Genomic DNA, 20,283 nt, shown 5'->3' on the forward strand with positions numbered 1-20,283 from the left:
AGCACGGGCAGGTCACGCCCCTGTCACCAGCCAGGCAGTGCCGGCGGCCCGGCGTACCAGGGTGATCAGGCGCGCGAACATCCACACCCCGAGCGCGCACCAGAGAGCGACCACGCCGAAACCGGTGGCGAGGAATGCGGCCGGCAGGTAGGCCAGTGTCGTCCACACCCCCGCCCACGCGAGGTAGCGCTGGTCGCCCGCGCCGATCAGCACGCCGTCCAGCACGAACACCACCCCGCACACCGGCTGGAACAGCGCGATCGGCCACAACACGGCCAGCAGCAGCCCGGTGACCGCGGGATCGGCGTCGAACAGCCCGGGCAGCAGCGGCCGCGCCGCGAGCACGAGCCCGCCGAGCGCGATGCCCGACCAGATGCCCCACTGGACCATGCGTCTGGTGGCGTCCTTGGTGGCGGCGACGTCGCCGGCGCCGAGCGAACGCCCCGTGATGGCCTGCCCGGCGATGGCGATGGCGTCGAGGGCGAAGGCGAGCAGCGTCCAGACCTGGGTGGCGATGGCGAACGCGGCCAGATGGGCCTGGCCCATCCTGGTGGCGACCATGGTGGCCACCAGGAGCACGACGCGCAGACATATCGTACGGATGAGCAGCGCGACCCCCGCCGCGCCCGCCTGCCGGAGCCCTTCGAGGCGGGGCGTCAGCGCCGTACCGAGCCGCAGCGCCCCTCTGACCACCACGACGAGATAGACGGCGGCGCCCAGCGTCTGCGCCAGCACGGTGCCCCAGGCCGACCCGGCGATGCCCCACCCCAGGCCCAGCACGAACCAGGCGTTGAGCGCCGCGTTCAGCGCGAACGAGCCCACGGCCACCACCAGCGGCGTCACCGTGTCCTGCAGCCCGCGCAGCACGCCGGTGCCCGCCAGAACGACCAGCATCCCGGGCGCGCCGAGCAGGCTGATCCGCAGGTACGTCACCGCCTGCGCGCTCTGCTCCTGCGCCGCCCCGAACACCTCCACGATGGCCGGCGCGAGCGGCCAGCACAAGGCGATGAGCGCCACGCCGATGCCCAGCGCCAGCCAGATCCCGTCCACGCCGCTGCGCATGGCTCGATCGTGGTTGCCGGCGCCGCTCTGGCGTGCCACGGAGGCCGTGGTGCCGTACGCGAGGAACACACAGAGGTTGACCAGCGTGGTGAGGACCGCGCCCGCCACCCCCAGCGCGCCCACCGCCGTGGTGCCCAGGCCGTGTCCCACGATGGCGTAGTCGGCCAGCAGGAACAGCGGTTCGGCGACCAGTGCGCCGAACGCGGGCACGGCCAGCCGCAGGATCTCCCGGTCTCTGGCGGTAATGGGCATTGCTCCATTATGGGCCTTACACGGCATGTCGGGAAAACTTTCTTCCCTCCACAGTCGGTGGACAGTCTTTGCCCAGGTGAGGATGGGTTCGGTGAAGACGTGAAAAGGTTATCCACAGCCCCGTCCACAGGCCTTTCACAGGCTGGGGGCAATAGTGCACAGCTTGACCACAACGTTGTCCACAGGCCACGTTGCCGACTGACCGCGACTCCGAGAAACTGTCAGACCGGTCGACTACAAGTGGGGGTGGTGCGACCACCTGCGAGGTTGAGGGGGCGCAATGAGCATTGACGAGGAGACCGGTGGCGCTGGCCCAGGTTTCGAGCGCACCCCGCCGCACAACATCGACGCGGAGCAGTCGGTGCTGGGCGGCATGCTCCTGTCGAAAGACGCCATCGCCGACGTCGTCGAGATCCTGCGTTCCGACGACTTCTACCGCCCCGCGCACCAGATGGTCTACGACGTCATCACCGACCTCTACGGCAGGGGCGAGCCCGCCGACGCCGTCACCGTCTTCGACGAGCTGCAGAAACGCGGCGAGATGGCCAGGGTCGGCGGCGCCGCCTACCTCCACACCCTCACGGCCGTCGTCCCCACCGCCGCCAACGCCGGCTACTACGCGAAGATCGTCCGGGAGCAGGCCATCCTGCGCCGTCTCATCGAGGCCGGCACCCGCATCGTCTCCTTCGGTTACGGCGGCCAGAACGAAGAGGTCGACGACCTCGTCGACCGCGCCCAGGCCGAGATCTACCAGGTCACCGAGCGCCGCACGTCCGAGGACTACGCGCCGCTGGCCGACATCATGCCCGGCGCACTCGACGAGTTGGAGGCCATCGGCAGCCGCGGCGGCCAGATGGTCGGCGTGCCCACCGGGTTCCAGGACCTCGACCAGCTCACCAACGGCCTCCACCCCGGGCAGATGATCGTCGTCGCCGCCCGCCCGGCCATCGGGAAGGCGCTCGCGCTCGACACCCCGCTGCCCACGCCTACGGGCTGGACGACGATGGGTGAGGTCAGGGTCGGCGATCAGCTGATCGGAGCCGACGGACGCCCGACGCGGGTGGTCGCCGCAACGGACATCATGTACGCCCGGCCCTGCTATGAGGTGGAGTTCAGCGACGGCACCGTGATCGTCGCGGACGCTCAGCACCAGTGGCGCACCACCACCCGCGCGTCCAGGCGGGCCGCGCACGTCTACTGGTCCGGCACAGCGGTGGAAGAAGCCCGCCGGTCGGCTTGTACGGAGCCTGACAAGCAGGTCACTCACCGCGAAGCGCTTGCGGTCGTGGGGGACACGTTCCGGTCCGTCGGCAAGATCCCTGCCCGCGTGGGCGGGCCGGTCCGCACCGGCTACGTACGACACCTCCCCGCCTGTCCGGCGGCGGAGCGTGTCACGACGCCGAAGTACGCAGCCCTGACGGCAGAGCACAAGAGCGTGGTCACCACCGAGGAGATCGCGGCTTCGTTGCGCTGTGGGTCTGACAACCGGCCCAGCCACGCGGTGGCGGTCGCGGCGCCCTTCGACCTCGCGCCACAGGATGTGCCGCTGCCGCCGTACGCGCTCGGCGTCTGGCTCGGTGACGGCGAGAGCGCGGCGGCACGCTTCACCACGACCGACCCTGAGATCATCGCCCATCTGAGGGCCGAAGGGCTGCGCATCACGCGAGCGGGCTCCACCATCACCTATCGCATGAGTCTTCCCGTGGCGGCGCCGACGTGTCCTGATCGTGGTCGGCCCACGGGCGGCCTGCGATATGGAACCGTTGAGGGCATTCTGCGTACGCTCGGAGTCCTCCGTGACAAGCACATCCCGCGGGTCTACCTGCGTGCGTCGGAGCAGCAGAGGCGTGAACTGCTGGCCGGCCTGCTCGACACCGGCGGTGATGTCGGCGCAGCCGGGCAGATCCGGCTCGCGCTGACGAACCGAAGCCTCGCCCATGACGCTTTCGAACTCGTCCTGAGCCTCGGCTACGAGGCCACCATGCGGACGAAGCCGGTCAACGGCAGGACCGAGTCCACCTGCTACGTGATCGACTTCACCACTCCCGACAAGGTCTTCCGGCTGTCCCGCAAGGCGTCCAGGCAGGTTGGCACGGCACACCCGACCATGCTGGTCCGCTACATCGTCGACGTCCGCCCTGTCCCATCGCGCCCGGTCCGATGCGTTGAAGTGGACAACGCCGACCACATGTACCTTGCGAGCAGATCATGTATACCGACGCACAACAGCACGCTCGGTCTGGATTTCGCTCGGTCTGCGGCTATCAAGCACGGGATGGCCACGGTCATCTTCTCGCTGGAGATGTCCCGCAACGAGATCACCATGCGCCTGCTGTCCGCCGAGGCCCGCGTGGCGCTGCACGCCATGCGCTCCGGCATGATGGGCGACGACGACTGGACCCGCCTGGCCCGCCGCATGAGCGAGGTGGCGGAGGCGCCGCTGTTCATCGACGACTCGCCCAACATGTCGATGATGGAGATCCGGGCCAAGTGCCGGCGGCTCAAGCAACGTAACGACCTGAGATTCGTGGTCATCGACTACCTCCAGCTGATGAGCTCGCCGAAGCGGGTCGAGAGCCGCCAGAACGAAGTCTCCGAAATCTCCCGTGCCATCAAGCTGCTGGCCAAGGAGCTCGAGGTGCCCGTCATCGCGATCTCCCAGCTCAACCGAGGCCCCGAACAACGCACCGACAAACGCCCACAGGTGTCCGACCTGAGGGAGTCGGGCTGTTTGACTGCAGATACTCGGATTCTTCGGGCCGACACCGGCGCGGAGGCGTCGCTGGGCGATCTGCTGGAGTCGGGGGCGCGTGACATTCCGGTGTGGTCCCTTGACGAGAGGCTCCGGCTTGTCCCGCGGACCATGACCCACGTGTTCTCCAGCGGTGTGAAGGACGTCTTCCGGCTGCGGTTGAAGTCCGGCTTGGAGATCAAAGCGACGGCCAACCACCCTTTCATGACCTACGACGGGTGGCGGCCCCTTGGCGAGCTTCGGCCTGGGGTGCGGCTTGCTGTTCCACGGCACGTCTCAGCACCTCAGAAGCTTCAGGAGTGGCGGGAGGACGAGGTCGTCCTGCTCGCCCACATGATCGGCGACGGATCCTTCGCCCAGCGGCGGCCGATCGGTCCTCGCAGCCACGAGAGATTTGTCCCTGACGGAGCTTTCTCACTTCCGACGCGGCAGGTCGCCCTCTTCCTGCGGCACCTGTGGGCAACCGATGGGTGCATCTGGTGGGACGACAAGGTGGGGCAGGCGAGGATCCACTATGCCTCGACGAGCCGGCGGCTGGTCGATGACGTCGCACGACTGCTTCTGCGGTGCAACGTGATGACTCGCGTCAAAGAGGCGCGAAAGGGCAACCACCGGCCGTGCTATCAGTTGTCCGTCTACGGCGCGGAGAACCAACTCCGGTTCTTGAAGGAGGTGGGGGCGCACGGCGAGCGTTCGAAGCAGGCCGATCGATGCATCACTCTCCTCCAGGAGGTCAAGCGTAACGCCAATGTCGATACGGTTCCGCGTGACGTCTGGGGCCGCGTTCGAGGCGTTCTGGCAGAACGAAGCGTGAGTCATCGCCAGTTCTGCGGTAGCACGCTGGGGAAGCACGCACCGACTCGGGGACGGCTGGGCGAGGTGGCTGCGATTCTCGGCGATTCCGATCTCGACATGTTGGCGACGAACGATGTGTTCTGGGACGAGATCGCCTCGATCGAACACCTGGGTGAGCAGCCGGTCTACGACGCCACGGTGCCAGGCACCCACAACTTCGTCGCGAATGGCATGTCTGTCCACAACAGCATCGAGCAGGACGCCGACATGGTGATCCTGCTGCACCGGGAGGACGCGTACGAGCGGGAGTCGCCCAGGGCGGGCGAGGCCGACCTGATCGTGGCCAAGCACCGTAACGGCCCCACCGCCACCGTGACGGTGGCGTTCCAGGGCCACTACAGCCGCTTCGTCGACATGGCCCAGCACTAGCGCGTGCCGCTGTAGGGTCCGCGCTTTGATGTCCCTTTCCGCGTCGCCTTGTCCCATAGATGGCCCTTAGGACACCATTCGCGGACTCGCAGGTCTACAGGGTCGCATGATCTAGCGATGTTTGTCCTTGCTCGGTGAAGGTGATGCGGCTCAGTCAAGCTGACGTCGTGACTCAGTAGGTCTGATGTCGGCTCAGTGAAACCGATGCGGGCGCGCCTATAACCGGTTGCGCGCCGGTCTGGGCATGCGGCCAGAATTGGCGCGTGAGCGCGCCCGCCGATCTCGAGTTCCTGCCACGGCTGCTTGCAGCGTGGGGTTTCCCCCCGGGCACCACGATCACTCGAGCCGAGCAGGGAACCAACAACCAGACGTTCATGCTCCGCCAGGCGGACCTCCGATTCGTGCTCCAGGTCAGCCAGTCCCTGTCCGCCGCGCAGGTGGACGCCGAGCACCAGATCTTGCGGTGGCTACGGCAGGCCGGACTTCCCTTCCAGGTGCCTGAGCCAGTCGCCGCGCTCAGCGGGGACACGGTGATCGAGACCGCGGCCGGGCCCGCGACCGTCTGCCGGTGGATCCCCGGCGTGCGGCCCGACCTCACGGGCCAGACGGCACTCGAGCGCTTCGGTCGGGCGGCCGGGCTGCTCGGCGAGGCGATGCTGGGCGTGCCGCCAGAAGACGGGCTGGGGCACTGGCGCGATAATCCTCTGACGCATCCCGCCGTGCCGCACATTGGCGCCCTTTGCCGTCAGCTGCGCGCCGCCGGGATCAGCGAGGAGCGGGTCGCCCGTCTCGACGCCGTGGCGCGCCGCGTCGAGCAGGAGTGGTTTGCGGGCGGCGGCGCGCTGCCGACCCAGGTCATCCACGGTGACCTGGCGGCCCCGAACGTGCTGGTCGACGAGGACACCGGAGAGGTGAGCGGGGTGCTCGACTTCGAGTTCGCCGGGGTCGGCTTCCTGGTCCAGGACGTGACGGCGGCGCTGTTCTACAGCGGGGCCTTGGAGACGCGCGACTGGCAACTCCGCACGGCGGCCTTTCTCCGGGGGTACGCCTCGGTCCGCCCGCTGGACGCCGCCGAGGCCGACGCGCTGCCCCGGCTGCTCCTCGCCCGGGCCGTCGGTAGCGCTCTGTCGCGAGGGGGCCGCTGGCTGAACGGGAAGGCAGAGCTCGGCGAGGTCGCCGACCGGATCCGTAAGCTGGAGGACACGACCCGCTGGCTCGACGCCAACGGCGGGAAGCTCCGGTCACTCGCGACCGCCGGCGGGCACGGGTGACTCTGACGGGCGGCTGGCGCGTCCAGAGGTCGCGTCCACCTTCGCCTGGAGCAGGCGGGTAATCGAGTCGCGCGGCTGGGATTTCGAATGGTGGAGCGAGCCGGATCCGGTCGAGACCGAGAACATCCGGTTTCTCGGCGGGCCTGCTCGGGGGATGTCGACGATGTCGCCGTTGCCCCGGCCCCGAGCGCCGAGCCTCACAGGGTAATCGGCCGCGCGGCCCTCAGCCGGTCTGCGCGGCGAAGGGGCCGCCGTCGCCGAAGACCAGCCGCGCGAAGTTCTCGCCGATGCGGCGGTGCCCTGCGGGATCGGGGTGGATCTCGTCGGGCAGGGGGAATTCGGCGTAGTCGCTCTCGCCGTAAAGGGCACGGCCGTCGAGGTAGTGCAGGTTCGGGTCGTCGGCCGTACGTTGTTCGACGATCCGCGCGAGTTCGTCACGGATGACGTTCAGGGTCAGGCGGCCGGCGGCGCGCTCGGCCGGGTCGCCCGTGGCCTTGAACCGCAGGGTCACGCCGTCGTAGTCGGGCGCGAGCGGGCCGGGGGTGTCCTCCTGGACCGGGCACAGGATGCTGGACACGACCAGCAGCGGAGTGGTCGGATGCCCCTCGCGGACGGTGTCGAGGAAGCCGTGGACCGCGGGGGTGAAGGCGCGCAGGCGCATCAGGTCGCCGTTGACGACATTGATGCCGAGCTTGACGCTGATCAGGTCGGCGGGGGTGTCCCGCATCGTACGTGCCGTGAACGGATCCAGCACGGCGCTGCCGCCGAACCCGAGGTTGACCAGGTCCACCTCGCCCTGGGCGGCGGCCAGGGCCGGCCAGATGGCGGTCGGATGGGTGGCGTTCGAGCCGTGGCTGATCGAGCTGCCGTGGTGCAGCCACACCCTGCGCCCGGCGTCTCGTGCCGGCTCGACCGGGGCATCGGTACGCAGGGCGATCAGCTCGGTGACCTCCGTGTGCGGGAGCCAGATCTCGATGTCCTTGTCGCCCGCCGGCAGATCGGTGAACCGGGCGGTGCCGGCCGGCCCCTCACGCACTTCGAAGGACTGGGTGACCATGTCGGTGATCGTGCGGAGCCGGCCGCCTGCCACGGTGGCCTGGGCGGCGAGCCGGCCGTCGGCCAGCAGGTCGTACACGCCGTCCGCCGGGGGAGGGAACCCCTGGATGACCCGTTTGGTGGGCAGGGTGTCCAGCTCGATCGTGGTGGCCCGGGTGCGGAAGACCAGGCGTACGCCGGAGGGCTGGGCCTCGGCGATGGCCAGCCGGTCGTCGGGGATCTGCCGGCGCGCCCAGGCGGTCAGCCGATGCGGCAGCAGGCCGTGCGGGGTCGTCTCCACGTCGAGGGCGCCGCGCAACAGGTCCGCGGTGACAGGCGTGGTGGTCAGGTCGTGTCGGGTGGTCATGGTCTCCGCCTGTCGGTAGAGGTGTCCGGCATTGCTGATCGGCTACGGTCCGCGGACCGGCTCCGTAGGAGGATGTCGAGGGAGTCCACGACCCAGGCCCAGGATTCCTGCGGGTCGACGGCGGTGTGGCTGAAGCCTCCGGACGCTTCCAGGCTGACGTAGCCGTGGAACACGCTGCCCAGCATCCGCACCGCGTGCGTCTGGTCCTGCTCCGGCATGTCGTAGCCGCGCAGGATCGCCCGTGTCATCTGCGAGTGCCGGACGCCGGCGCTGGCGGCCGCCGTCTCGGGGTCGAGCCGGAGCCGTGCTGCGGCGTAGCGGCCGGGGTGCTCGCGGGCGTAGTCGCGGTAGGCGTCGGCGAACGCGGCCAGGGCAACCTTGCCGGCCCGCCCAGCGACGGCGGCGGCCACCCGGTCGGCGAGCTCCTCCAGCGCGAACAGGGCGATCCTGGTCCTGAGGTCGTGAGAGCTCTTCAGGTGCGAGTAGAGGCTCGCGACCTTGACGTCGAACCGCCGGGCGAGCGCCGAAACGGTCATCTGGTCGAAGCCGACCTCGTCGGCCAGCTCCGCCCCCGCCCGGGTCAGCCGTTCGGGGGTCAGCCCTGCTCTCACCATAAGCTTCCTCCTGTTCGCCGACAACTATAAGGCATTTCCCTAATAGCTTTAGGCAAGGGTGAGGAGCGCGGACGGCCGGGTCACACCCGCCGTCCGTCCGTGACGGTGTGACCGAGCAGACAGCGACCCCCGGAATGGCGTCTGATCGCTCCGGCGCTTCACGGGTGGAGCTTCGGTGCTCTGCCGAAGAGCGAAGGGAAGAACGCCATGACCATCCTCGTCGCCTATGACGGCTCGGCCGACTCGCGCGCCGCCATCGAGTTCGCGGCCAAGCACCTGACCGCCGAGCCCACCGTCGTCGTCACGGTGTGGGAGCCGCTGCTCGTACAGATCAGGAGATATCCGCTGGCCGCGGCGGCGTTCGACGCGGGAGCCGAGGACGAGGCTCACACGCAGGCCGAGCAGCACGCCAAGGAGGGGGCGGACCTGGCGGTCGCGGGCGGGATGTCCGACGTCACCTACCGGGCGGTGGCCGACAACGAGTCGATCTGGAAGAAGATCGTGGACGTGGCGGACGAGATCGATGCCTCGCTCGTCGTCATCGGCTCGCGCGGCCTGGCAGGGGTCAGGTCGGTGCTGCTCGGCAGCGTCTCCAACCACGTGCTGCACCACGCGGGCCGGCCCACGCTCATCGTCCCGCCGCACAAGAACCCGTCGTAGGAGGAGCCGCGGCACGCGGGAGAACAGGGCTCAGGACACCTCGGTCGGCGGGACGCAGCAGGACGTGTGGGGAGGGCACAGCCGGGTGTCGATGCGCCGCGCGCCCGGCCCCTCGTCGCCGAGCCGATCGTACGGGTTCGCCACCGGGCACCGGTCCAGCGACAGGCAGCCGCACCCGATGCACTCGGTGAGGTCGTCGCGCAGCCGCTGGAGCTGCTCGATGCGGTCGTCGAGCTCGCTCCGCCAGGCGGCCGACAACCGGGCCCAGTCGTCGCGGGTAGGGGTGCGTTCGTCCGGTAGCCGGCTGAGGGCGTCCTTGATGGTCTTCAAGGGGATGCCGATGCGTTGCGCCAGCCTGATGAAGGCGACCCTGCGCAGGCTGTCGCGGGCGTAGCGGCGCTGGTTGCCGGCCGTGCGGCGGCTCGTGAGGAGACCCTTGGTCTCGTAGAAGTGCAGGGCTGAGACGGCGACACCGCTGCGCTCGGCGAGCTGGCCCACGGTGAGCTCTCGTGTGTTCCAGGCGACCTTCGTCATACCTGGAGTTTACTTGAGGGTCCGTTCGAAAAGCGTCTCCAGGACGACGACCGTCTGGGTGCCGGTCACCCCGTCCACCCCGAAGACCTGACGCAGGAGGTCCTGCAGTTCCTTGGGTCCGCTCGTACGCACCTTGAGCAGCACCGACGCGGGACCCGCGATGACGTGCGCCTCCTCGATCTCCGGGATCGCGGCCAGCCGGTCACCGCTGTCGCCCATCCATGTGCTGCCGTCGACCAGCACGTAGGCGGTGACCGTGCGCCCCATCGCCTCCTGGTCGACCTCGATCGTGGTGCGCCTGATGACGCCGCGCTCGCGCAGCTTGCGCACCCGCTCGTGCGCGGCGCCGCTGGACAGCCCCACCGCCTTGCCGAGCATCGCGTACGACCGCGTCGCGTCGTCCTGCAGCAGACCGATCAGCATTCTGTCTATATCGTCCACAGCAGGATGATATCTCGTACTTTGCCCTACGCTCCGAACTCCGTATGGTAGATGCCATGATGGACACGATCCCCACCGAGTTCGACGTGCTCGACGAACGGTTCGCCGCGGTCAACGGAGACGACAGGGTCGAACGCCTCCACATCGGCACCCGCTGGGCAGAGGGCCCGGTCTACTTCCCGGCCGGCCGGTTCCTCGTCTGGAGCGACATCCCCAATGACCGCATGCTGCGCTGGGACGAGACGACCGGCGTGGTCGGCACCTTCCGGCAGCCCGCCGGCTACTCCAACGGCAACACCCTCGACCGCGAGGGCCGGTTGATCAGCTGCGAGCACGGCAACCGCCGGGTCACCCGCACCGAGCACGACGGCTCGATAACGGTGATCGCCGACCGCTGGCAGGGCAGGCGGCTCAACAGCCCCAACGACGCGGTGGTGCGCTCCGACGGCTCCGTCTGGTTCACCGACCCGCCGTACGGCATCCTCAGCGACTACGAGGGCCACGCGGCCGAGCAGGAGATCGACGGCTGCCACGTCTACCGCGCGGACCCGGTGACGGGCGGGGTCCTCGTCGTGGCCGACGATTTCGTGCGGCCCAACGGCCTGGCCTTCTCGCCGGACGAGAGCCTGCTGTACGTCGCCGACACGCGGGCCAGGCACATCCGGGTGTTCGACGTACGCGACGACGGCTCCCTCACGGGCGGCAAGGTGTTCGCCGACGGCTCCGCGAACGACAATTTCGACGGGATCCGGCTCGACAACACCGGCCGCGTCTGGACCGCGGCCGGCAAGGCGGTGCTCTGCTACGACCCCGACGGCACGCTGATCGGCCGGCTCAGGCTGCCGGAGTTCACCGCCAACCTGGTGTTCGGCGGGCCCAAGCGCAACCGCATGTTCATCACGGCCTCGACCTCGCTCTACTCGCTGATGACCAGCGTGACCGGCGCGCTTCCCGTGTGGGCGGCGCGCTAGCCTCACTCCCACCGGAAGAGCCGTACGGCCAGACCACCGAAGATCACCAGCCCGGCGGCCACCACAGCGAGGTGCCCGAGCTCGGGAGACTGCCCGGCCCAGGCGTCCTTGAGCGCCTGGGCGAACGGCCCGGCCACGGAGAAGTCGCTGACGGCGCGCACCGCGTCCGGCATGATGTCGCGCGGCACCCACATCCCGCCCAGGAACATCAGCGGGAACATCACCACGGCCCCGATGCCGGGCGCGGTCTTGCCGTTCGGCGCGAGCGCGGCGATCACCAGCCCGATGGCCAGCAGCGCGGCGGTGCCCAGGAGGAACACGAGCACGAAGACCACCGGCCGCCCCGGCAGCGGCGCGCCGAACACCACGGCGGCGGCCACGATGAGCAGGGTCGCGGACACCACGCCGACGACCAGATTGATCAGCAGCTGCACGCCGAGCAGCCGCGCGGGATGCACGGGCGTGGTGGACATCCGCCGGAGCACCCCCCGCTCCCGGTACGTGGTGAGCACCGCGGGCACGATGTTGCAGGAAAGCGTGAGCAACGCCAGCAGCGTCATCATGGTGGGCAGCTGGGCGTCCACCATGCGCTCGCCCGACTCCCCGGCCTGCGTCATGACCGGGATGCTGAGGCCCAGCACGAGCAGCAGCCCGAGCGGCAGCCCGATGGTGAACAACAACGTCGGCCAGTCACGCAGGTAGAGCCTGGCCTCCAGGACCAACATCTTCGTCACGAGAGTTTCCTTCCGGTGAGCGCGAGGAACGCGTCGTCGAGCGTGGCCCGCTCGATGCGCAGGTCTCCGGGCACGATCTGCTGCCGGGCGAGCGCCAGGGTGACGGTGGGCGCGAGGTTGCCCGAGCCGGTCACCACGACCTGGTCGCCGCTCCTGGTCACGTCGCGCACCTCGGGCAGGGCGAGCAGCACGGCGTCGTCGACGGGCGCGGACGGCCGGAACGTCACCCGCTGCTCGTCGCCCACCTGCGCGATGAGCCCCGACGGCGTGTCGATGGCGGCCACCTTGCCGGCGTCGATGAGCGCGAGCCGGTCACAAAGGCGTTCGGCCTCCTCCATGAAGTGCGTGACGAGCACGATCGTCACCCCGGATGCGCGTACCTGCTCGACCAGCTCCCAGGTGTCCCTGCGGGCCTGCGGGTCGAGCCCGGTCGTCAGCTCGTCCAGCACCGCCACGCGCGGCCTGCCGACCAGCGCGAGCGCGACCGACAGCCGCTGGCGCTGCCCGCCGGAGAGCTTCTTGAACATGGTGTCGCGCTTGCCGCTGAGCCCCACCCGCTCGATCAGCTCGGACCAGTCGGCGGGGTCGGGGTAGAAGGAGGCGTACAGGTCCATGGCCTCCGACACCGTGATCTTCTCCGGCAGCTCGGCGGCCTGCAACTGCATGCCCAGCACCCGACGCAGTTCGGCCCGGTCACGCCGGGGGTCGAGCCCGGCCACCTGTACGGTGCCGCCGTCCGGCACCCGCAGGCCCGCGACGCACTCCACGGTCGTGGTCTTTCCTGCGCCGTTCGGGCCGAGGATGCCGAAGATCTCGCCCTCCGCCACCTCGAAGGACACGTCCTCGACCGCAACGTGGTTCGGATACTGCTTGCGCAGGTTCCTGACCTCGATGATTTTCATGTCATCGACGCTAGAAATCCGGCGGGAGCGGGGGAATCCGGGTGGATGCCCGCCAAGGGTGTACTTAGATGCAGTGACCGTGGCGCACCGTTGCCGCAGACTAGAGGCATGCTTCGCAGCTTCGGCCGGATTCTGGTGCTTCTCGCGCTCCTCGTCCTCGAGGTGCCCGCGATCCCGCTGACCGGGCTCATGCTGCTGCTGACGTTCGGCCTGGGCATGGTCTTCCTGTTCCCGTGGCAGGTGATGATGGTCCGGCGCCTGGCCGAGCTGAACCGGCGGCTGATGCGCAAGTGGATGGACATCGAGATCGAGCCCCCGTACCTGCCCGAACCGCCACCCCCGGTGCCGCAGGCGGACGGCATGTACCGCTCCGACCGCACCCTCTACAAGACGCCCAGGATCCCGGCGTGGAACAACCGGTGGAAGTGGCTGCTCACCGACCCGGGCTCGTGGCGTGACCTGCTCTGGCTGGTCCTCGACGTGGTGGTGAAGCCGCTGCTGGCGCCGCTGTTCGTCGTGCTTCCCGCACGCGGCCTGCGCCTGTACGCGCAGTGGAGCGAGCTGCTGCTCGGCGCGACCACCGCCAGCCGCCTGGCGGGACAGGTCAGCCATCTCAAGCGCACCCGCAACCTGGCCAACGACTCCAAGGCGGCCGAGATGCGCAGGATCGAGCGCGACCTGCACGATGGCACGCAGGCCAGGCTGGTGGCCATCGGCATGACGCTGGGCGCCGTCGAGCAGCTCGTCGACCAGGACCCCAAGGCGGCCAAGGCGCTGCTGGCCAAGGCCAGGGACGCCTCCTCCGAGACGCTGACGGAGCTGCGCCGGGTCATCCGGGGCATCCATCCGCCGGTGCTGGCCGAGCGCGGGCTCGCCGACGCCGTCCGCGCGCTCGCCATGGACAGCCCGATGGACGTCACCGTCGACATCGACCTGCCGCACCGGCCCGACGCTCCGGTGGAGGCCGCGGTCTACTTCGCGGTCAGCGAGCTGCTCTCCAACGCGGCGCGGCACGGCAACGCCCGCAAGGCGACGGTCGACGTCAGCGCCAACGGCCCTCACCTGCGCATCTCGGTCACCGACGACGGCATGGGCGGTGCCGACCCGTCGAAGGGCACCGGCCTGTCGGGCATCGAACGGCGGCTGGCCGCCTTCGACGGCGTGCTCGCCCTGAACAGCCCGCCGGGCGGTCCCACCACCGTGACGATGGAGATGCCCCGGGTGCTGCCCGAGCACTGGGCGGGCGACGTGCACAAGATGCCGCGATGGAAGACGGTGGCGGTCGTCATGTTGTGGGCGACGGCCTGGTGCCCGACGATGCCGCAGGGGGTCGTGGCGGGCGTCTTCAAGGTCTTGGGAACCGAGGAGAAGGCCTGGTTCCTCGCGCTGTACCTGCCCGAGTTCTGGCAGTGGCCCATGATTCTGGGCATGATCACGGTGGGCCTATTCATGCACGTCCTGGCCATCCGGATCCCGGCCGCCCACAACCGCGAGCGCTTGCTCACCGGCAAGCCGGCGGCCAAGGTGTTGTGCTGATGACAAACCGTGTTCTCGTCGCCGAAGACCTCTACCTGCTCAGAGACGGGCTGGTCCACCTGCTCCAGGCCCACGGCTTCATGGTCGTGGCGGCCGTGGAGAGCGGGCCCGAGTTGCTCAAGGGCCTGGTGGAGCTCCGCCCCGACGTCTCCATCGTCGATGTACGGCTGCCGCCCACGTTCACCGACGAGGGCCTGAAGGCCGCCCTCGCGGCCAGGGAGAAGGTGCCCGGCCTGCCGATCCTGGTGCTGTCCCAGCACGTCGAGCAGCTCTACGCCCGCGAGCTGCTCGCCGACGGCTCGGGCGGCATCGGCTATCTGCTGAAGGACCGCGTCTTCAACGCCGAGCAGTTCGTCGACGCCGTACGCCGGGTCGCCGCGGGCGGCACGGCCATGGACCCCGAGGTGATCGCCAAGCTGCTGGCCAGCAACGCCAGGGACGAGCCACTGGCCGGGCTGACCCCCCGCGAGCGGGAGGTGCTGGAGGCCATGGCGGAGGGCCGGTCCAACGCGGCCATCTCCCAACGCCTCTACCTCAGCGAGAGCGCCGTGGCCAAGCACACGGCCTCCATCTTCGGCAAGCTCGGCCTGGCGCCGTCCGACGACGACAACCGGCGGGTGCTGGCCGTGCTGGCCTACCTGAACAGCCGCTAGCCGCGCCGCCCGCCCCGAGTTGTCGGTCCCAGCGGCTATTTTCATAGGGGCAGGCGACGAAGAGGTGGTAACAGGTGAAGATCCGGGTTAACCGCGATGTTTTGGCAGATGCGGTGGCGTGGGCTGCCCGAGTCCTGCCCAGCCGCCCTGTGGTGCCCGTCCTGTCCGGGCTGTTGCTGGAGGCGGGCGACGAGCTCACCCTGTCCGCGTTCGACTACGACGTCTCCGCGCGGGCCGCGATCGACGCCGACGTGGCCGAGACGGGCAGCGTGCTGATCCCCGGCCGGCTGCTGGCCGAGATCAGCCGGAGCCTGCCCGCCGACGACGTGGAGATCGTCACCGAAGGCGCAGAGGCGGTGCTGACCTGCGGCAGCGCCGAGTTCGGGCTGATCACGATGCCGGTGGAGGACTTCCCGACCATGCCGGCCATGCCACCGAGCGTCGGAGCGATCGGCGGTGGCGTGTTCGCCGCGGCCGTCGGCCAGGTCGCGCCGGCGGCCAGCCGCGACGACACGCTGCCCATGCTCACCGGCATCAGGGTCGACATCGAGGGCGAGTCGGTGGCGATGGCGGCGACCGACCGCTACCGCATCGCCGCCCGCGACTTCTCCTGGCGTCCGGTCGCCCCCGACGTCGCCGTCTCCGCCATGGTGCCTGCCCGCGTGCTGGTCGAGGTGGCCAGGTCGCTGCGCGGCGGCGAGGTGTCGGTCTCGATGGGCGACGGGGTCGCCGGGTTCGAGAGCGTCGGCCGCAGCACGACCGTGCGCCTGCTCGACGAGCAGTTCATCGACTACCGCTCGCGGCTGGCCAACGACTGGTCGATCAGGGCCGACGTGGCGGTAATGCCGTTCGTCAACGCCATCAAGCGGGTGGCCCTGGTGGCCGAGCGCAACACCGCGATCCGGTTGTCGTTCAGCCAGGGCCAGGTGCTCATCCAGGCCGGCGGGGGCGACATCGGCCGCGGTACCGAGGTGGTCGAGTGCGAGCTGCGCGGCGACGACATCCAGATCGCCTTCCAGTCGCAGTTCCTGCTCGACGGGCTGACCGGCATCGAGAGCGAGCTGGCGCGCATCAACATGGAGTCGCCCACCAGGCCCGCCCTCATCCAGGACGTGCCCGGAGACGCCCAGCCCGTCTTCCGCTACCTCGTCATGTCGCTGCGCCAGTCATGACTCGGTGAGGGCGATGAGGATGTGCTCCATGCAGGCGTGCCCCGCCCGCTCGGCGGCCGAGGCGTCGCCGGCGGCGATGGCTCTGGCGATCGCGTCGTGGGGGATGTAGCTCCTGTTCAGCGATGTGCCCGCGGCCGTGATGCTGGCCCGCAGCGCCGCCGAGAAGTCCTCGTAGAGGTCGATCAGCACCAGGTTGTGGGTGGCGTGCGCGACCGCCATGTGGAAGGCCAGGTCGGCCTCGACGAAGTGGTCGGGGTCGTCCAGCTCCCAGGCCCGGTCACGCTCGGCCAGCGCCGCCTCGATGCGCTGGATGTCCTCGTCGGTGCGCCGGGTGGCGGCCAGGCGCGCCGACTCGACCTCGAGCGCGCGGCGCACCTCGAAGATCTCGAGCTGCTCGGCCTGGCGCAACCGCCGCAACATCGCGCCGGACAACTCACTCGTGGCCCGGACGTACGTGCCGTCGCCCTGGCGGCATTCGAGCAGCCCGGCGTGCGTGAGCGCGCGTACGGCCTCCCGAACGGTGTTGCGGCCCACACCGAGCTGCTCGGCGAGCACCGTCTCCGTAGGGATCTTGCCGTTCATCGGCCACGTCCCTGAGGTGATCTGCTCCTTGAGCTGCTCGATCACCTGGTCGACGAGCGAAGCCCGCTGCGCCGTACGCAGACTCACAGTCCGCCTCCTCCGGGAAAGCCAATCATCCTATGAGTGAATGACTGGTAGACCCTAATTATTCCAGACTCGAAAAGCCAAATCTGGAGCTCCCGGAGGTTCAGCGAGAAACGCTGGTGTCGACCGTCACCCCCGCCATGGCGGAGCGTACCCCGGCCGACTCGAGAGCCTTGTGGTAGGCCGCCGTCTGCCGCGTCACGGACCCTAGTCTGCCGTAGAGGTCGCCCAGCTCGCGCCAGCAGCGCGCGGCCGGCCGGTCGGAGCCGAACACCGGCCGGTCGAGCCCGGCCAGCAGCTCCTGCGCGCTGCGCACGTGGGCCGCGGCGTCGCCGCCGAGCTCGAGCGCGACGGCGGCGAGGACGAGGTGCGCCTCGGCGGTAGTCGTGCCGAAACGGTCGTGGGAGAGCCCCAGGGCCGTCGTGGCGAGCTCTCCGGCCCGCGCCGGGTCGCCGGCCCGCACCCGCACCCGCGCGTGCACGATGAGGCTCTCGCCGTGCTCACGGATGGTGGCGGGGAAGACGGCGAACGCCTCGGAGGCGGCACTGACGAGCCGCTCGGCCTCGGAGATGCCGGCCGTGGGCAGCCGCGACCAGTGCATGGCGGCCCGTGCGAGCTGCAGCGCCAGACGGGCCTCACGCCCTGCCATGATCGCGTCGTCGGCGAGGCGTACGGCCAGTGCGGAGTCCTCGCCCGCGGCGGCGGCCGAGCTGGCCTCCCACAGCGACCGGATCTCCCCGGAACGGTCCACAACCCGAGGGACGCCGGTCAGGTCGAGCACGTCCTTCACGTAGTCGAGCTCGGGGGAGTGGCTCTCGCGCTCGCTGCGTGCCTCCACCAGCGCGGTGGCCAGGTCGATGGCGACCTCACCTTGCGTGATGGACAGCCGCCTGGCCTGCCGCAGCGCGGAGACGGCCAGGTCGTGGGCGCGCAGCCGGTCGCCGGCCCGCTGGTAGCAGCGGCTCAGCGAGATGGCGAGCGGCAGGTCGGCCAGCCGCTCGGGATGGGCCGACGCCTCCCTGCGCAGGCGCTCGAAGGCCTCGACGGCCTGGCCGAGCCGGCCCTGTGCCTCAAGAGCGCGCGCCCTGCCGAAGCGGGCGTGCGCGGTGAGCATGGCGTTTTCCTCGTCGGCCGCCTTCACGATCTCCGTGAAACGATCGGCGGCTGCGGAAGGGTCGCCGTGCTGCAACTCCAGCTCGGCGTGGCGCAGTCCCAGCTCGGTGTCGATCCGCTGACGGGGCTCGATCCCGTGCAGCAGGAACTCGGTCGTGCAGCCGAGTCGCTCGGCGAGCAGCCGGGCCACGACGGGAGTCGGCGTGCGCTTGCCCGACTCAATGAGCGAGACATAACTGTCAGACAGGTCGGGCCCGGCCAGCTGGGCCTGGGACATCCGCCTGTTCAGCCGCAGTCCTCGGACGCGGTCACCGATGGTTCCCTGACTCGGCATCTCATCTCTCAAGGCGGGGAAGGGTCAACAACACGCAATGATTGCATGAAGTAGCCGAATCGGGTATCCCCACGTGAAGAATTCCCCGCAGGGAGATTAATCGTCGCCCTCGTCCTTGCCGGGGAAAAGCATCTGGCAGACCTCGAGGTACAAGGTCTCCGGATACGGAATGTACCCGACTGTTGACAGCGCCTGGTCCTGGCCGGCCGACTCGAGGATGAACTCACCGTAACCGAGCATGCGCCCAAGCAGAGATCTTTGGAAGCTCATGTCGGTGACCTTGCCCAACGGCATCATCGCGACCTTGCGGGTGATGAGCCCGGTGGTCAGCAACATTCGCGTGGACGTCACCACAAAGTAATCGACCGACCACTCCGCCACTTTCCATACGAAACGGATCAGCAGCAGGAGCCACAGCCACCAGACGACGACCAGCGCCGTGCCACCCGCTCCGGCGCCGCCGAAGAAGCTGCTGAGCAGTCCCGCGACGATCAGGCCGCCGAAGACCTCGGCGACCGGACGGAGCAGGATGGCAGGGTGCCGCCGCACCATGAGGACCTGTTGTTCGTGGGGGAGGAGGTAGCGGTTGACCGACGACGGAGCGGAGTCCCCGTGGGTCACAAGTCTCATGCGAGGCTGTTCACGAATTGAGCCAGCGAGTCGGCTGCGTTGAACACCGTGTCGAACGCTCCTCTCACCGCGTCCGCGGCGTCAGCTGGTCGCGCGAACAGGTAGTACGCGACAAATGCGATACCACCGTATGTGAGGACTTTTTTGACCTGCACTGTCGCCTCCGTGCCACTTACCCACTCCACCCACCGTCTACATTACCCACCCGGGTGCCGGGGTAAAGGTAACTTGGTGGGTATGTTCTGATCTTGCTAGCCACGTTCGCTGGCCACCAGGGCCAACACGTGAAGGTGCTTACGCGCGATGCGCTCCACGAGCCCCGGATGTGCGTAGCCGGTGACCTCCAGCGCGCCGTAGTGCGCGGCTTCGACGCAGCGCGTTACGGTGGTCGAGGAGTGGATGCCGGCGAACTCGTCGCGCAGCAGCGCCTCCACCTCCGCGTACGGAGTCGGATCGGCCTTGGTGTGATCGTTCACGAGAACACCTCGGCACCGGGCATGTCGCTCATCGTGCTCCCCCACGCGCAATGCGGAAGTTGCCTTCCTGTCTCTTCGTACCCACTCAACCACAGTATGTAACGAAGTGACGACTCCGTGTGACGGAAAAAGGACTTTTCACGCCAGGGCTTCAGATCGCGCCGCTTCAGGGGTTCAGACCACGCCGTAGAGCCGGTCGCCCGCGTCGCCGAGCCCCGGCACGATGTAGCCGCTGTCGTTGAGCCGCTCGTCGAGCGCGGCCGTCACCACGCGGATCGGCTTGCCGGAGTTGGCGAACACCTTGTCCATGTGGGCCAGGCCCTCGGGCGCGGCCAGCAGGCAGATGGCCGTGACGTCGACCGCCCCCCGCTCGAACAGGAACTGCACGGCCGCCGCCAGCGTGCCGCCGGTGGCGAGCATGGGGTCGACCACGAAGCACTGCCGCCCGGACAGGTCGTCGGGCAGGCGCGTGGCGTAGGTCTCCGCCTGCAGCGTCGACTCGTTGCGGATCATGCCGAGAAACCCGACCTCGGCCGTGGGCAGCAGCCTCGTCATGCCGTCGAGCATGCCGAGCCCCGCACGCAGGATGGGCACGACCAGCGGGTGCGGCTTGGCCAGCCGGACGCCGTGGGCAGGGGCGACGGGCGTCTCGACGGTGACGTCGGTGACGCGCACGTCGCGGGTGGCCTCGTACGCGAGCAGCGTCACCAGCTCGTCGGCGAGCCTGCGGAACGTCGGCGAGTCGGTGCGGACATCACGCAGCGCGGTCAGTTTGTGGGCCACGAGCGGATGGTCGACGACGAGGGTTTCCATAGGGTGCCACGCTATCTCGTGACGGCGGAGGACGCAGACCGTGCTGCTCACGGCCGCTCACCTCATCGGTT

At 69.2% G+C, this 20,283-nt stretch carries 19 protein-coding genes; 7 read left to right on the plus strand and 12 right to left on the minus strand.

Annotated features, from left to right (window positions below; all coding sequences use genetic code 11):
• Positions 1-12: 12 nt before the first annotated feature.
• Positions 13-1,314 carry an MATE family efflux transporter gene (locus GUY59_RS08175; RefSeq protein WP_138199388.1) on the minus strand — a complete coding sequence of 434 codons (1,302 nt, stop codon included), beginning with the start codon at positions 1,312-1,314 and terminating at the stop codon, positions 13-15.
• A 280-nt stretch (positions 1,315-1,594) separates the two neighbouring features.
• On the opposite strand from GUY59_RS08175, the gene dnaB reads away from it, so the two are divergent.
• Positions 1,595-5,290, plus strand: a complete 3,696-nt coding sequence (gene dnaB, locus GUY59_RS08180; protein ID WP_138199387.1) for a replicative DNA helicase — start codon at positions 1,595-1,597, stop codon at positions 5,288-5,290.
• Positions 5,291-5,553: 263 nt separating this feature from the next.
• Positions 5,554-6,561 (plus strand): phosphotransferase enzyme family protein, encoded by a 1,008-nt coding sequence (locus GUY59_RS08185; protein WP_138199386.1) that lies wholly within the window; start codon positions 5,554-5,556, stop codon positions 6,559-6,561.
• A gap of 223 nt (positions 6,562-6,784) precedes the next feature.
• Here the strand turns inward: GUY59_RS08185 and GUY59_RS08190 are convergent, their stop codons facing one another.
• A complete protein-coding gene (locus tag GUY59_RS08190; RefSeq protein WP_138199385.1) occupies positions 6,785-7,963 on the minus strand; it encodes a GDSL-type esterase/lipase family protein in 1,179 nt (392 codons plus the stop codon).
• Complete coding sequence (locus GUY59_RS08195) at positions 7,960-8,577, minus strand: TetR/AcrR family transcriptional regulator (protein WP_138199384.1); 618 nt, start codon at positions 8,575-8,577, stop codon at positions 7,960-7,962. The genes GUY59_RS08190 and GUY59_RS08195 overlap by 4 nt, the downstream gene beginning before the upstream one ends.
• Before the next feature lie 207 nt (positions 8,578-8,784).
• Here GUY59_RS08195 and GUY59_RS08200 point away from each other — a divergent pair, with 207 nt between their 5' ends.
• On the plus strand, positions 8,785-9,237 hold the full coding sequence (locus GUY59_RS08200) for a universal stress protein (RefSeq protein WP_138199383.1): 453 nt from the start codon (positions 8,785-8,787) through the stop codon (positions 9,235-9,237).
• Positions 9,238-9,267: 30 nt separating this feature from the next.
• Here the strand turns inward: GUY59_RS08200 and soxR are convergent, their stop codons facing one another.
• Both soxR and GUY59_RS50600 read right to left on the minus strand, forming a co-directional pair.
• Positions 9,268-9,771, minus strand: coding sequence for a redox-sensitive transcriptional activator SoxR (gene soxR, locus GUY59_RS08205; protein WP_132329599.1), 504 nt, complete (start codon positions 9,769-9,771; stop codon positions 9,268-9,270).
• A gap of 9 nt (positions 9,772-9,780) precedes the next feature.
• Entirely contained in the window at positions 9,781-10,212 is a 432-nt protein-coding gene (locus GUY59_RS50600) for an Lrp/AsnC family transcriptional regulator (protein ID WP_212746143.1), read from the minus strand.
• 56 nt (positions 10,213-10,268) lie between these two features.
• Between GUY59_RS50600 and GUY59_RS08215 the strand changes: the two genes are divergently transcribed.
• Positions 10,269-11,183 (plus strand): SMP-30/gluconolactonase/LRE family protein, encoded by a 915-nt coding sequence (locus GUY59_RS08215; RefSeq protein WP_236666948.1) that lies wholly within the window; start codon positions 10,269-10,271, stop codon positions 11,181-11,183.
• A 2-nt stretch (positions 11,184-11,185) separates the two neighbouring features.
• On the opposite strand, the gene GUY59_RS08220 is transcribed toward GUY59_RS08215, so the two are convergent.
• Together GUY59_RS08220 and GUY59_RS08225 are read right to left on the minus strand one after the other, a co-directional pair.
• Complete coding sequence (locus tag GUY59_RS08220; RefSeq protein ID WP_201760626.1) at positions 11,186-11,908, minus strand: ABC transporter permease; 723 nt, start codon at positions 11,906-11,908, stop codon at positions 11,186-11,188.
• A 5-nt stretch (positions 11,909-11,913) separates the two neighbouring features.
• Positions 11,914-12,819 (minus strand): ABC transporter ATP-binding protein, encoded by a 906-nt coding sequence (locus GUY59_RS08225; protein ID WP_138199382.1) that lies wholly within the window; start codon positions 12,817-12,819, stop codon positions 11,914-11,916.
• A 108-nt stretch (positions 12,820-12,927) separates the two neighbouring features.
• On the opposite strand from GUY59_RS08225, the gene GUY59_RS08230 reads away from it, so the two are divergent.
• The 3 genes from GUY59_RS08230 to dnaN all read left to right on the plus strand — a co-directional run bounded on the left by GUY59_RS08230 (position 12,928) and on the right by dnaN (position 16,180).
• On the plus strand, positions 12,928-14,355 hold the full coding sequence (locus tag GUY59_RS08230) for a histidine kinase (RefSeq protein WP_138199381.1): 1,428 nt from the start codon (positions 12,928-12,930) through the stop codon (positions 14,353-14,355).
• Complete coding sequence (locus GUY59_RS08235) at positions 14,355-15,008, plus strand: response regulator (protein WP_138199380.1); 654 nt, start codon at positions 14,355-14,357, stop codon at positions 15,006-15,008. Before GUY59_RS08230 ends, GUY59_RS08235 begins: the two co-directional genes overlap by 1 nt.
• Before the next feature lie 74 nt (positions 15,009-15,082).
• Positions 15,083-16,180 carry a DNA polymerase III subunit beta gene (dnaN, locus tag GUY59_RS08240; RefSeq protein WP_138199379.1) on the plus strand — a complete coding sequence of 366 codons (1,098 nt, stop codon included), beginning with the start codon at positions 15,083-15,085 and terminating at the stop codon, positions 16,178-16,180.
• Here the strand turns inward: dnaN and GUY59_RS08245 are convergent.
• From GUY59_RS08245 to upp, 5 genes are all read right to left on the minus strand, one after another.
• Complete coding sequence (locus tag GUY59_RS08245) at positions 16,175-16,849, minus strand: FadR/GntR family transcriptional regulator (protein WP_138199378.1); 675 nt, start codon at positions 16,847-16,849, stop codon at positions 16,175-16,177. The genes dnaN and GUY59_RS08245 overlap by 6 nt on opposite strands.
• 100 nt (positions 16,850-16,949) lie before the next feature.
• Positions 16,950-18,293: a helix-turn-helix domain-containing protein gene (locus GUY59_RS49900; RefSeq protein WP_138199377.1), complete on the minus strand. Its 1,344-nt coding sequence runs from the start codon at positions 18,291-18,293 to the stop codon at positions 16,950-16,952.
• 96 nt (positions 18,294-18,389) lie between these two features.
• Positions 18,390-18,923, minus strand: coding sequence for a PH domain-containing protein (locus tag GUY59_RS08255; protein ID WP_132329612.1), 534 nt, complete (start codon positions 18,921-18,923; stop codon positions 18,390-18,392).
• 251 nt (positions 18,924-19,174) lie between these two features.
• The gene (locus GUY59_RS08260; protein ID WP_132597103.1) at positions 19,175-19,399 is read right to left on the minus strand and encodes a hypothetical protein; all 225 of its coding nucleotides are present in this window, start codon (positions 19,397-19,399) and stop codon (positions 19,175-19,177) included.
• 174 nt (positions 19,400-19,573) lie between these two features.
• Positions 19,574-20,212 (minus strand): uracil phosphoribosyltransferase, encoded by a 639-nt coding sequence (gene upp, locus GUY59_RS08265; protein ID WP_132329616.1) that lies wholly within the window; start codon positions 20,210-20,212, stop codon positions 19,574-19,576.
• Between the last annotated feature and the right edge of the window lie 71 nt (positions 20,213-20,283).

Origin of the sequence: Nonomuraea sp. K271 (genome assembly GCF_009908215.1) — a bacterium.
GTDB lineage: Bacteria > Actinomycetota > Actinomycetes > Streptosporangiales > Streptosporangiaceae > Nonomuraea > Nonomuraea longispora.